Annotated in this window: 10 protein-coding genes and 2 riboswitches; all 10 genes read right to left on the reverse strand. The window is 67.1% G+C overall.

What is annotated here, in order from left to right; all coding sequences use genetic code 11:
• Position 1 precedes the first annotated feature (1 nt).
• Positions 2-1,516, reverse strand: coding sequence for an aminomethyl-transferring glycine dehydrogenase subunit GcvPB (gcvPB, locus tag HDC35_RS06165; protein ID WP_260397610.1), 1,515 nt, complete (start codon positions 1,514-1,516; stop codon positions 2-4).
• A 32-nt stretch (positions 1,517-1,548) separates the two neighbouring features.
• Positions 1,549-2,907: an aminomethyl-transferring glycine dehydrogenase subunit GcvPA gene (gene gcvPA, locus HDC35_RS06170; protein WP_184644724.1), complete on the reverse strand. Its 1,359-nt coding sequence runs from the start codon at positions 2,905-2,907 to the stop codon at positions 1,549-1,551.
• 3 nt (positions 2,908-2,910) lie between these two features.
• Positions 2,911-3,726, reverse strand: coding sequence for a glycosyltransferase family 2 protein (locus tag HDC35_RS06175; protein ID WP_184644726.1), 816 nt, complete (start codon positions 3,724-3,726; stop codon positions 2,911-2,913).
• 55 nt (positions 3,727-3,781) lie between these two features.
• A complete protein-coding gene (gene gcvH / locus HDC35_RS06180; RefSeq protein WP_058802156.1) occupies positions 3,782-4,153 on the reverse strand; it encodes a glycine cleavage system protein GcvH in 372 nt (123 codons plus the stop codon).
• A gap of 3 nt (positions 4,154-4,156) precedes the next feature.
• A complete protein-coding gene (gene gcvT / locus HDC35_RS06185) occupies positions 4,157-5,281 on the reverse strand; it encodes a glycine cleavage system aminomethyltransferase GcvT (RefSeq protein WP_184644728.1) in 1,125 nt (374 codons plus the stop codon).
• A gap of 58 nt (positions 5,282-5,339) precedes the next feature.
• A riboswitch (glycine riboswitch) is annotated at positions 5,340-5,447 on the reverse strand.
• Positions 5,448-5,538, reverse strand: a riboswitch (glycine riboswitch).
• A 58-nt stretch (positions 5,539-5,596) separates the two neighbouring features.
• The gene (locus HDC35_RS06190) at positions 5,597-6,244 is read right to left on the reverse strand and encodes an NAD-dependent epimerase/dehydratase family protein (RefSeq protein ID WP_184644730.1); all 648 of its coding nucleotides are present in this window, start codon (positions 6,242-6,244) and stop codon (positions 5,597-5,599) included.
• Positions 6,237-7,409 carry a deoxyguanosinetriphosphate triphosphohydrolase gene (locus HDC35_RS06195; RefSeq protein WP_184644732.1) on the reverse strand — a complete coding sequence of 391 codons (1,173 nt, stop codon included), beginning with the start codon at positions 7,407-7,409 and terminating at the stop codon, positions 6,237-6,239. The genes HDC35_RS06190 and HDC35_RS06195 overlap by 8 nt, the downstream gene beginning before the upstream one ends.
• Positions 7,406-9,271: a tetratricopeptide repeat protein gene (locus tag HDC35_RS06200; protein WP_184644734.1), complete on the reverse strand. Its 1,866-nt coding sequence runs from the start codon at positions 9,269-9,271 to the stop codon at positions 7,406-7,408. Before HDC35_RS06200 ends, HDC35_RS06195 begins: the two co-directional genes overlap by 4 nt.
• Positions 9,272-9,330: 59 nt before the next feature.
• A complete protein-coding gene (gene ftsZ, locus HDC35_RS06205) occupies positions 9,331-10,788 on the reverse strand; it encodes a cell division protein FtsZ (RefSeq protein ID WP_184644736.1) in 1,458 nt (485 codons plus the stop codon).
• A gap of 153 nt (positions 10,789-10,941) precedes the next feature.
• Positions 10,942-12,198 (reverse strand): cell division protein FtsA, encoded by a 1,257-nt coding sequence (gene ftsA / locus HDC35_RS06210; RefSeq protein ID WP_184644738.1) that lies wholly within the window; start codon positions 12,196-12,198, stop codon positions 10,942-10,944.
• Between the last annotated feature and the right edge of the window lie 2 nt (positions 12,199-12,200).

The following is a 12,200-nucleotide window of genomic DNA, read 5'->3' on the forward strand; positions in this document are numbered from 1 at the left end:
ACTATCGGGCACCTTCCCAGGCGAGCACCGGCTTGCGCGCCGCCAGCGTTTCGTCGAGCCGCGCGCGGGGCGCGAAGTGCGGTGCCGACTTGAGCGCCGGGTCGCCGTTCTTCGCGCGCAGCGCGATGCTGCGCAATGCGCCGATGAACTGGTCGAGCACCGCCTTGCTCTCGGTCTCGGTCGGTTCGACGAGCATCGCGCCATGGACGACGAGCGGGAAATAGACCGTCATCGGATGATAGCCCTCGTCGATCAGCCCCTTGGCGATGTCGAGCGTCGAGAAGCCTTCGGCGAGCCCCTTGTCGCTGAACAGCGCCTCGTGCATGCACGGGCCCGACGCCGCGAAGGGCGCGTCGAGCACATCGGTCAGGCTGCGCAGCACATAATTGGCGTTGAGCACGGCATCCTCGGCGACCTGCTTCAGCCCGTCGGCACCGTGGCTGAGGATATAGGCCAGCGCGCGCGTGAACATGCCCATCTGGCCGTGGAAGGCGGTCATTCGGCCAAAGGTTTCGGGATGATCCTCGCCCGCGCTTTCCTCTTCGATCAGGCGGAACGCCTGTCCCTGCTGCGTCACGAAGGGCAATGGCGCAAAGGGCGCCAGCGCTTCGGACAAGACCACCGGACCCGAGCCGGGACCGCCGCCGCCGTGCGGCGTCGAAAAGGTCTTGTGCAGATTGATGTGCATCGCGTCGACGCCAAGATCGCCGGGGCGGACGCGGCCGACGATCGCGTTGAAGTTCGCGCCGTCGCAATAGACATAACCGCCCGCGGCATGCACGGCGTCCGAAATCGCCTTCATGTCGCGCTCGAACAGCCCGCAGGTATTGGGATTGGTGATCATCACACCGGCGACGTCGGGACCAAGGCGCGCCTTCAATGCTTCCAGATTGACGCGCCCCTCTTCGGTCGCCGGAATATCCTCGACGGTAAAGCCCGCGAAGGCCGCGGTGGCGGGGTTGGTGCCGTGCGCGCTTTCGGGGACGAGGATGACGCGGCGATCCTCGCCGCGCGCTTCGAGCGCCGCCTTGATGCAGAGAATCCCGCAAAGCTCGCCATGCGCGCCGGCCTTGGGCGACATCGCAACGCTGTGCATGCCGGTGAGCGTCACCAGCCATTCGGCCAGCTCGTGGATCACCGCATAGGCCCCCTGCACCGTCTCCTGCGGCTGCAACGGATGCACGTCGGCAAAGCCGGGCATCCGCGCGACCTTTTCGTTGAGGCGCGGATTATGCTTCATCGTGCAGCTGCCGAGCGGAAAGAGGCCGAGGTCGATCGCATAATTCTGGCGCGACAGGCGGGTGTAGTGGCGCACGGTTTCGGATTCGCTGAGCCCCGGCAAACCGATGGGCTCGCTACGCATGAGCGAACCCAGGTCGGCGGCGGGCGCCGCTTCATCGAAATCGACGCCCGTCGTGCCCGTTCCGCCGATTTCGAAGATCAGCGGCTCCTCGAGCATCAGCGCGCGATTGCCGGTGAAGGTGACATTGTCGTCGGCGCCGCCCGCGACATTCATTTCGGGGCGCCAGCCGGCGCGATTGAGCGCGGTCATGCCAGCACCTCCTTCAGGGCCGTGGCAAAGGCGGCGATATTCCCTTCGGTCACGGTTTCGGTTACAGCAACGACCAAGCCGTTTTCGAGGCCAGTGTTGTCGGGATAAAGGCGGCCGAGCGACACGCCGCCGAGGATGTCCTTTTCGGCCAGCTTGTGCACCACGGGCCGCGCCGCGGTCGGAAGAAGCAGCGTGAATTCGTTGAAAAAGCGGTCGTTCAGCACCGAAACGCCGGGGATCTTCGCAAGTTCGGCGGCGGCGGCCTTCGCACGGCCATGATTGATCGCGGCAAGCCGGCGCAGGCCCGCCTCGCCGAGCAACGTCATATGAATGCTGAAGGCCAGCGCGCAAAGACCTGAGTTCGTGCAGATATTGCTTGTCGCCTTTTCGCGGCGAATATGCTGCTCGCGGGTCGACAGCGTCAGCACGAAGCCGCGCTTGTCATTGGCGTCGACGGTTTCGCCGCAGAGGCGGCCGGGCATCTGGCGGACATATTTGGTCTTGCACGCAAAGAGGCCGACATACGGCCCGCCGAATTGCAGGCCGACGCCGAGCGACTGTCCTTCGCCCACGACGATGTCGGCGCCCATTTCGCCGGGCGACTTGATCAGGCCCAGCGCGACGGGTTCGGTGACGACCGCGATCAGCAGCGCGCCCGCCGTCTGACAGGCTTCGGCGAGCGTCGTCATGTCGTCGATACGCCCGAGGATGTCGGGATATTGGACGACGACGCAGCTCGTTTCCTTGTCGATGCTGGCCGCCAGCGCCGCCCAGTCGGTGCCGGCTTCGAGCGCCGGGTCGCCGTCGACGAGCACATCGCCGGTATATTTGGCCATCGTGCGCGCGACGCTGCGGTAATGCGGGTGGAGGCCGGTCGACAGCAGCGCCTTCGCGCGCTTGGTGACGCGCCGCGCCATGACGATTGCTTCCCAGCAGGCGGTCGAGCCATCGTACATCGACGCATTGGCGACGTCGGTTCCGAGCAGGCGCGCGACCTGCGACTGGAATTCGAACAGCATCTGCAGCGTGCCCTGCGCGATTTCGGGCTGGTACGGCGTATAGGCGGTCAGGAATTCGCCGCGCTGGATCAGATGATCGACACTCGCGGGCACATGGTGGCGATACGCCCCCGCGCCGAGGAAGAAGGGACCGTCGCCTGCCGCGCGATTCCGGCGCGACAGCGTCGCCATATGGCGTTCGACCGCCAGTTCGCTCGCCTGCATCGGCAGGCCTGCGATCGGACCGTCGAGGCGCGCTGCGGCGGGAACGTCGACGAACAGCTCGTCGATCGAAGACGCGCCGATGGTCGCGAGCATCGCCGCGCGGTCATCGGTCGTAAGGGGGAGATAACGCATGAACTACTCCGGAGAAGATTCGGGTTTTGCTGAAAAAAGCTGGGCCGTGTCGGCGAGAGCGCCCGCGAAAACCGCCGGCCCCGCGTGCGTCGTGCGCACCCATGGAGCAAGCCAGATACGAAATCCCGCGTCGCGGACGCGCTGGCAAAAGGCATAATCGTCGGACAGGAGCGCCTGCGTTTCGGGATCGACCAGCGGGCAGAAGAAAGCGGGTTCCAGATCGCCGATGCCGTGCGCCTGGCGTTCGGCTGGATCGGGGCGGTAGACAAGGTCCGGCATCGCGGCGCGCATGCCTTCCAGCACCTCCCGGCGGATCAGCATCATCGCGGTGCCGAGCCGCGACAGTTCGACCAGGTCGGTCATCTTGAAATTCTGGTCGGGATTCAGGAAGTGCAGCGCGAAATCGCCCGCGAAGCGGGCGAGGCCGGCGGGATCATCCTTTGCCAGCCCCAGTTCGACCGCGCGCGCGACATTGCGCCAGTTGATCATCCGTCGCGGATAGGCGCCGCCCAGAACGCCGCACTGCGGATGCGCCTCCATCACGCGGATCAGCGAGAAGACATCGTCCGCCGAAAAATCGATATCGGCGTCGATGAACAGCATATGCGTGCAGTCGCTCGCGAGGAACATCGCGGTCAGCGTGTTGCGCGCGCGCGTGATCGACGGCTGGTACAGGATGAATTCGAACCGGACCGTCATGCCTGCCGCCTGTGCGCGCAGCGCAAGGCCGAGCGCGGCGCGGACATAGGTGCCCTGCGCGCCCTCATAGATCGGCGTCGCCACCATCAGGCGGCAATTGGCGAGTGCGGCGTCGGTCATCTTGTCCCTTCCCCTCCCCGCCCCGGTGCGGGGCGATCGGTTGCGGGTCCCGGCCCTACAGGGCGTCGCAGAAGGCCTTGTACGCGGCAGCGTCCATCAGGCCGTCGAGCTGGCTCTTGTCGCCAAGCGTCATGCGGAAGAACCAGCCTTCGCCTTCGGGATCCGAATTGACGAGCGCGGGATCTTCTTCGAGCTGGCCATTGCCTTCGGTCACGGTGCCGTCGACCGGCGCATATACGTCGCTGGCCGCCTTGACCGATTCGACCACCGCCGCGTCGCCACCCTGCGTCAGTTCGGCGCCGGTATCGGGAACTTCGACGAACACGATATCGCCAAGCTGCCCCTGCGCGAAGTCGGTGATACCGACCGTCGCAACGTCGCCATCGACGTCGATCCACTCATGCTCTTCGGTAAAATAACGCGGCATCGGTCAACCTCCTGTTTTACGAACATATCGATGCGGGACGAACGGCATGGCCGTGACGGTGCAATGGACAAGCTTGCCGCGCACCTCCGCTGCGATCGCGGTGCCGGGGACGGCGTGGTCGCGCGGCACATAACCCATGGCGATCGGCGCGCCGACGCTGGGGGCAAAGCCGCCCGACGTCACGACGCCGATCTCGTCCTCGCCGTCGAACAGCTTGGCGCCCTCGCGCACGGGCAGTTTGCCGTCGACGAGCAGGCCGACGCGTTTGCGGGGTGGGCCGTCTTCGAGATGGCCGAGAATACGCGCGGCGCCGGGGAAATTCTCTTCTTCGCGGCGGCGTTTGCTGACCGCAAAGCCGAGGTCGGCTTCGGCGGGGTCGATCGCCGGGTTGAGGTCGTGGCCATAGAGCGGCAAGCCGGCTTCGAGGCGAAGCGAGTCGCGGGCGCCGAGGCCAATAGGCTTCACCTCTTCCATCGCGCAAAGTGCATCGGCAAAGGCTTCAAGCGCCTCGTTCGGCGCCGAAATCTCGAAGCCATCCTCGCCGGTATAGCCCGAGCGGCTGAGCGCGATCGCGTGGCCGTTCCACGACGCACGCGCCGCCTGCATGAACACCAGATTTGCCGCCTCGGGCACCAGCCGCGCGAGCGCGTCGACCGCCTTCGGCCCCTGCAATGCGAGCAGGCCGTAATCCTCATTATGATTGAGCGTGATGTCGTCGGGCAGGTTTTCGCGAAGATGGCCGATGTCTTCCCATTTCACCGCGCCGTTGACGACGATGCCATATTGGTCGCCTTCGTTGGTGATCATCAGGTCGTCGAGGATGCCGCCGTCGTCACCCAGGAGCAGCGAATAGCGCATGCGGCCGGGTTTCAATGCCGAGATATCGCCCGGAACGAGCGTTTCGAGCGCTTCGGCTACCTTGTCACCCGACAGCGAAAGCTGGCCCATATGGCTGACGTCGAACAGGCCGGCGCTTTCGCGCGTCCAGAGATGTTCGGCCATGATGCCTTCATACTGGATCGGCATCCAGTATCCGGCGAATTCGACCATGCGGCCGCCGTTGGCGCGGTGCCAGGCGTCGAGCGGCAGGGCCGCCGTTTCGATCGGAACTTCGTCATCTTCGCGCATATCGCACACTCCCGTCATTGTTGACACGGCAAGGCGCGGCCCGGTGCCGCGCTGTCGCCATGCCCCCTCTGTCACGGGAACCTGAGAGTTTTCCTCCATATCTCATGGAGTTACCCCTTCGGTGGCTCCGCCAGAAACGGCCGGAGCGCTTTCCAGAGTGTCCGTTCCAGCCTGCGCGGTCCGCTTGACCTGAGAGTTTCCGGGGCGGTTGCTCCTTCGGTGGCGGGGTTGCCCCCGCGCTCTCCCGCGCGGCCGGTCGAATCTCTTGCGAGGCCCGACAGACGCTGCGAGCCTTGGCGCTGCCCCCCGACGGAGTCAATCGGCGAGCGCGCGGATATCGTCGTTTTCGTGGATATGCACGCCCAAGCCACCCTGCCCCGCGAGCCGGACGATCGCGGCGGCGACGCGGTCGCCCGAAATCGAACGGTAGCGGCGGAAGCGGCCGTGGAGCAAAGCGTCGGTGAACGGCGCGGCGACGGTGGCGAGCCCCTCGCCCAGCCGCTGCGGCCCCGGACGGTCGCCGCGCAGCAGGCCGGGGCGGATCAGGTCGAGCCGGTCGAAGCCGAGCGCAATGAGGTCGTCCTCGGTCTCGCCCTTGGTGCGCAGATAGAAATTGCCGCTCTTCGCCGCCGCGCCGACCGAACTGACCGCGATCATATGCGGCGCCCCGCCAGCGCGCGCGGCTCGCGCGCCCGCAAGGACAAGATCGTGATCGACCGCACGAAAGGCGGCCTGCGACCCCGCCTGGCGGATCGTGGTGCCGAGGCAGGAAATGAGGACCGCGGGCTTTTCGGCTGCAATGATATCGCCCCAGCGTTCGGACGGCGCGACCAGCGCCTTGTGATACGGTGCGAGCCCTTCGACCTCGCGGCGTGCGAGGACGGTGACGGGAGCCGATCCGAAACGGGCGATCACCGCGCGGCCGACCATCCCGGTCGCGCCGACGATCAGCGCGTCAGGCATGCGCCAGCGCCGCGGGCACCGCGTCGCGGCCGAAGATTTCGGCATAGCGGTCGATGGCGAAGCGGTCGGTCATGCCCGCGATATAATCGCCGATATGCCGGTTTGTCGCGCATATTTCGCCCGGCAGGCGCGCGGGCCAGTCGCCGCCCATCAGGCGCGGCTCGGCGGCATAGGCCGCAAAGAGGTCGCCGACCACCTTGCTCGCCGCCTCGGCGGCGGCAAGCTGTTCGGGATGGTGATAGAGATTGGCGTACATGAAGCGCTTGAGTTCGCGTTCCTCGGCCGCCAACCCGGCCGAGAAGCCGCCGAGCGTCCGCCCCGCGGCGCGCACTTCCTCGACGCTCGCGACGCCTGCGTCGGCGACGTTCGCAGTCGTCGCGGCGATCACGTCGTTGACCATCACGCCGATCTGATCGCGGACGAGCTCGCGCAGCAGCCGGTCACGCGGCGCACCGGGGAAACGGCCTTCGACGGCGAGGAAATTGGCGGCGACGAAGGGCTGCGCCATCAACTGGTCGAGGTCGAGCAGGCCCGCGCGAAGCCCATCGTCGATATCGTGATTGTCATAGGCGATGTCGTCGGCGATCGCCGCGACCTGCGCTTCGAGACTGGCGCGACTGCCGAGGTCGAGCGCAAAATCGCCGTCGATCTCGGCGAGCGCCCAGCCGGCATTCGTCACCGGTCCATTATGCTTGGCGAGCCCCTCCAATGTTTCCCAGGTCAGGTTGAGCCCGTCGAAGCGCGGATAAGGGCATTCGAGCCGCGCGAGCGTGCGCAGCGTGTGGCCATTATGGTCGAAGCCACCATGCGCTGCCATCGCCGCCTTCAGCGCATCCTCCCCCGCGTGGCCGAAGGGCGGATGGCCGATATCGTGCGCAAGGCACAGCGCTTCGGTCAGGTCCTCGTTGAGCCCCAGCGCACGTGCGATACCGCGGCCGATCTGCGCAACCTCGATGCTATGGGTCAGGCGAACGCGATAATGATCGCCGTCGGGGGCGACGAACACCTGCGTCTTGTGGCGGAGGCGACGAAAGGCGATCGAATGGATGATGCGGTCGCGGTCGCGCTGGAAATCGTCGCGCGGCCCGCGCACGACGCGGCCCTGTTCGACATGAAGGCGCCCCCGGCTATTTTCCGGTCTGCTGGCGCAGGCCGCGACACTCACTTCAACGGCTCGACGATTTCGCCGACCTCGCTATCGAACAGGAAGCCGTCGCCTTCGGCCTTTTTATAGTCGCCGAGCCAATCCTGCGCCGCCTTGCGATTAGGGAACGGCCCGACAAGCAGGCGCCGCGTCTGGCCCCATTCGGCGGTCGACCCGGACTTGCCCTTGAACAGCGCCGCGTTGCGCTTGGCGAAGCGATTATAGTCGAAGGCGATCGCCTTGAGGTTGGCGCCCGTGGCGATCTGCACCCAAGTGCGCGCCGGATTGGCCTTTTTCCTGGCCGCTTCCTCTTTCGCCTTGGCCTCGGCCTCTTCCTTCGCCTTCGCCGCCGCAGCGTCCTTCTCGCGCTTCGCTGCCTCGGCGGCTTCGGCCTTGCGCTTGTCGTCCATCAGCTTCGCGAGCGTTTCGGCGCCGATCGCATTGTCCGATTGCGCCAGTTCTTCGGCCGGAATCTGGATCGAACCGACGATGTCGGCGAGCGAGGCGAGCGGCGCTGCCGCCGCCGGGGCCGACGCGGGCCCTGCGGCGGGCATGTTGGCCGGGGGCACCGAAACGGGGCCATTCTCCACGGGCGCCGGCGCGGCGGCAGCAGGCGCGGCCGCAGGCGGCGTGGTCGAGGCGGCCGGTGTCGTGCGTCCCATGTCGGCGATCGAGAAGCCCGGACCGATCGGCCCCTTGCTGTCGTCGATTGCGGCGCCGATCGGCGTCGGCGTTGCTGCCGCAGGGGGCGGTGCCGCGACCACCCGCGATGCCGCCGGTGGCGGTGCCGGGGTGGCCGACGGCGGGTTTACCGGAGCCGGCGTCGTGGGAGGCGTCGCTGGCGGGCGCGCAGCCACAGCGGCGGGCACGCCAGCCGGCGCGGACGCCGCGACCGGCGGTTTCGCCGCCACCGCGGCTTTGCGCGTTACGGCGACGGGCGCGGGTTTCGGTGTAGGGGTCGCGGCGGGTTGCCGCCTGCTATCCGCGGCGGGACGCCTGGTCGTCGCGGCGGGGGTCGGGGCGGCCGGCGCCGGGGCCACTGCCGCCATCTGCACCGGCTTGCGTTTCGGCCCGAGCTGTCCGTTCGGGAAGCGGCCGAAATGCGCCGCCGCAGCCTGCTGCGCCGGATTGAGCCGATCCATCTGGGTCAGATAGGGTAGGATATTCTGTGCCATCGCCGGCGGCATCGTCGCGTGGACGATCTCGCTCGCTTCCTTGTCGCGGCCGTTCATCGCCAGGATCATGGCGCGGAGCCGCCAGGCGCCGCGATCCTGCGCGCGCAGTTGCGGCGTCAGCATGGCGATCGCGCGGTCGGCATCTCCGCTGATCCCGAGCGACAGGGCATACCGCCGGGTCAATTCGTCGTTGGGGGTGACCGATAGCGCGAGCTGGTAATCGCGCTGCGCCGCATCCTGCTGACCCAGCAGGTCGCGCGCCAGCCCCCGGTCGGCAAGGAACAGGCGTTCGGATGCGCCCATCAATTGCGCCTCGCCGAAATAGTCGAGCGCGCGCGTCGGGTTTTCCAGATGGACCATTGCCGAACCCAGCGCGGCCTTGATCGCGCCGTCGCGCGGGCTTGCCTGTTCGGCCCGAACAAGGAAGCCGAGTGCGGCGCGATAATCCTCAAGGTCGATCGAGGCGCGGCCCGCGTCGAGCAGTGCGCCGGCATCGCTGGCGTTGGCGGCGATGCGCGCGAGCGCCGACGACAGCAGGGTGCGGGCGGTGGTCCGCTTTTCCATCGCGGTCTTCGTCGCCGCATCGGGCGGCCGCGCCTGCATGGCTTGGGCCGGCAAAATCGAGGCGGAGCCCAGCAGCAGCACGCCGAGCGCACGGGCGATCCGCCGCGCGCATCCCGGCTTCGCCGTCGATTTCACCTGCCGCATGGGCAACTCATCCCGATTTCCGGCCTGCCGTGCCCGGCGGGCGACCGTTCGATGCCCTGTTACTGGTTATTCTGGCGTCCCAGGAAGCGCGGGATATCGACCCCGTCTTCCTTGTCGCCCTGTTCGCTTTCGGGCGCAGTCGCCCCGCGCGACAGGCGCGACATGCGCTCGAACAGCGTGCCGCCACCCATGCCGCGCGGCGCGGCGTCGGGTGCCGGCACCGCGTCGGCGGCGGGCGCCGCGCGAAAATCGGCCGCGGGCGCTTCGGGCGCGCCGAGCACCAGTTCGTCGGCCGTATCGTCATAGGTCGCGGCGACCTGCGACAATTCCATCGGCTCTTCCTCGGCCGCGGCGGCCGGGGCTTCCGCCGCATCGCCCAGCGAAAAACCGGGTGCCGGATCATTATCCTGCCGGGCCGGTTCGATCTCCGCGAGCGGCTCTTCTCGGGCTTCGGGTTCGACGGTCTCTTCGGCCACCGGTGCAGGCGCCGCAGCGCGCGCGGGGGCGAAGGAGAAGCTGCGCGTCGCAGGCGCGGCCTGCGCCGCGTCGCCCGTGCCGTCGATGCCGGTTGCAACGACCGAGACGCGAATCTTGCCGTCAAGGCTGTCGTTGAAGGCGCTGCCCCAGATGATGTTGGCGTCGGGATCGACCAGTTCGCGGATATGGTTCGCGGCCTCGTCGACTTCCATCAGGCGCATGTCCTCGCCGCCGGTGATCGAGATGATGACGCCCTTCGCGCCCGCCATCGAAACACCGTCGAGCAAGGGATTGGCGATAGCCTTCTGCGCCGCTTCCAATGCGCGGCCATCGCCTTCGGCTTCGCCAGTGCCCATCATCGCCTTGCCCATTTCGCGCATCACGCTGCGCACGTCGGCAAAGTCGAGGTTGATGAGGCCGGGCATGACCATCAGGTCGGTGATGCCGCGTACGCCCTGCTGCAACACTTCGTCGGCCATGGTGAACGCTTCCTTGAAGGTCGTGTTCGGATTGGCGACGAGGAAGAGATTCTGGTTCGGAATGACGATCAGCGTGTCGACATGATCCTGCAACTCGGAGATGCCCGATTCCGCCGAGCGCATGCGGCGCTGGCCTTCGAAGGTGAAGGGCTTGGTCACGACGCCGACGGTCAAAATGCCACGGTCGCGCGCCGCCTTGGCGATCACCGGGGCCGCGCCGGTGCCCGTGCCCCCGCCCATGCCCGCGGCGATGAAGCACATATGCGCGCCGTTCAGCGCCTCTTCGACCTGCGCGATGCTTTCTTCGGCCGCCGCGCGGCCGACTTCGGGCCGCGAACCCGCGCCCAGCCCCTGGGTGATCTGCGTCCCCAGCTGGATGCGGCGTTCGGCCGGCGATGCGTTCAGCGCCTGCGCGTCGGTGTTGGCGACGACGAAATCGACGCCTTCGACGCGCGAAGCGATCATATTGGCGATGGCATTGCCGCCCGCGCCGCCAACGCCGATCACCGCAATGCGCGGTTTCAGCTCATCGACCTGCGGCGGGCCAATATTGATGCTCATCAATCAGTCTCCCTGCAGCGGCGAACCGGTGCCGCTTCCCTCACCATGCGACCCAGACGGACGGTGGTCCTGCCGTCCGGATCCTAGTCACCGCATTGCACTATTGTGACTTCGGAATCACCCAAAAAATTAACCTTTTTGCCGTTGCGGCAACTAAAAACTGCTTTTCAACGCGGCCATCAACCGGTGAAGGATCGAGGTCCCCGCCGGCTTGTACACATCCTGTGCCATCATCGGCAGGTCGCGCAGGTCGACGGGGTCCGACGCGGCATAGAGAACCAGACCGGCGAGCGTCGCGAAAGCGGGGCCGCTATGCGCATCGGGCAGGCCGTGCAAGCCGCGCGGTCGTCCGACGCGCGCCGCGCGTCCCAGCGCGACCTGCGTGTAATCGGCAATGCCCTTGAGGTCGGCGCCGCCGCCGACAAGCACCACCTGGCGCCCGATCGGTCCGACGAAATGCAGGTCCTTGAGCGTCCGGCCGATCTCGCCCATCATCGCGTCGAGGCGCTGGCGTATCACGGTGACGAGCTGTGCCCGGGTGATGCGCGGGGAATCGCTGCCCGACGGGGCGCCGGGTTCGAGCTCGATGATCTCGTTATTGTCGCGCGGGCTCGCCGATGCCGAGCCGTAGAAGCTCTGCAAGCGCTGCGCCTGGCTGCGACGGATGCCAAAGGCCGAGGCGATATCGTCCGTGATATCGCTGGCGCCGAACGGCAGCGACGCCATTTCGACCAGCATGCCGCCCGCATAGAGCGAGACGGTGGTGACCGCAGCGCCGATTTCGACGAGCGCGACGCCAAGATCGCGTTCCTCATCGGAAAGACAGGCCAGCCCCGCCGCGATCGGCGAGGCGACGACGGCGTTGACGTCGAGATGCGCCTGGCGGACCGCGGCTTCCAGATTCCGCACCGGCGCGCCGTCGGCCATGATGATATGGATGTCGACGCCGAGCCGGTCGGCGTGGAGGCCGATCGGGTTCTTGACCCCGTTGAGGCCGTCGAGGGTGTAGAGCGCCGGCTGGGCGTGGAGGATCATCCGGCCTTCGGGATCGATCCCGGCGCGACCGGCGGCGAGCAGGTCGTCGATATCCTCCTGCTCGATCCGGTGGCCGCCGAGTTCGCTCTCGATCGGCGCGACGTCGCTCAATAGCCCGCCCGCCGAAAAGCTGACCCATACATCGTCGATATTGAGTCCGGCGATGCGTTCGGCCTGTTCGATCGCTTCGCGCACGACATGTTCGGTCTGTTCCATGTCGGCGACATAGCCGCGCTGGACGCCGCGGCTTTCGCGTTGGCCGGTGCCGAGTACATGGAGCTGGCCGTCGGCGGTCTGCCCCGCAATCAGCGCGCACACCTTCCACGACCCGACATCCAGCGCGGTGAATATCTTTTCGATGCGTGGCGGCGCCATCG

The sequence above is a fragment of the Sphingopyxis sp. JAI128 genome (assembly GCF_014207235.1).
GTDB lineage: Bacteria > Pseudomonadota > Alphaproteobacteria > Sphingomonadales > Sphingomonadaceae > Sphingopyxis.

What these genes read in the sequence shown, in the direction of transcription:
- HDC35_RS06190 (WP_184644730.1), bottom strand. Translation starts at nt 6,244, where the DNA reads ATGCCTGACGCGCTGATCGTCGGCGCGACCGGGATGGTCGGCCGCGCG.
- HDC35_RS06200 (WP_184644734.1), bottom strand. Translation starts at nt 9,271, where the DNA reads ATGCGGCAGGTGAAATCGACGGCGAAGCCGGGATGCGCGCGGCGGATC.
- HDC35_RS06175 (WP_184644726.1), bottom strand. Translation starts at nt 3,726, where the DNA reads ATGACCGACGCCGCACTCGCCAATTGCCGCCTGATGGTGGCGACGCCG.
- gcvT (WP_184644728.1), bottom strand. Translation starts at nt 5,281, where the DNA reads ATGCGCGAAGATGACGAAGTTCCGATCGAAACGGCGGCCCTGCCGCTC.
- gcvPA (WP_184644724.1), bottom strand. Translation starts at nt 2,907, where the DNA reads ATGCGTTATCTCCCCCTTACGACCGATGACCGCGCGGCGATGCTCGCG.
- gcvPB (WP_260397610.1), bottom strand. Translation starts at nt 1,516, where the DNA reads ATGAATGTCGCGGGCGGCGCCGACGACAATGTCACCTTCACCGGCAAT.
- gcvH (WP_058802156.1), bottom strand. Translation starts at nt 4,153, where the DNA reads ATGCCGCGTTATTTTACCGAAGAGCATGAGTGGATCGACGTCGATGGC.
- ftsZ (WP_184644736.1), bottom strand. Translation starts at nt 10,788, where the DNA reads ATGAGCATCAATATTGGCCCGCCGCAGGTCGATGAGCTGAAACCGCGC.
- ftsA (WP_184644738.1), bottom strand. Translation starts at nt 12,198, where the DNA reads ATGGCGCCGCCACGCATCGAAAAGATATTCACCGCGCTGGATGTCGGG.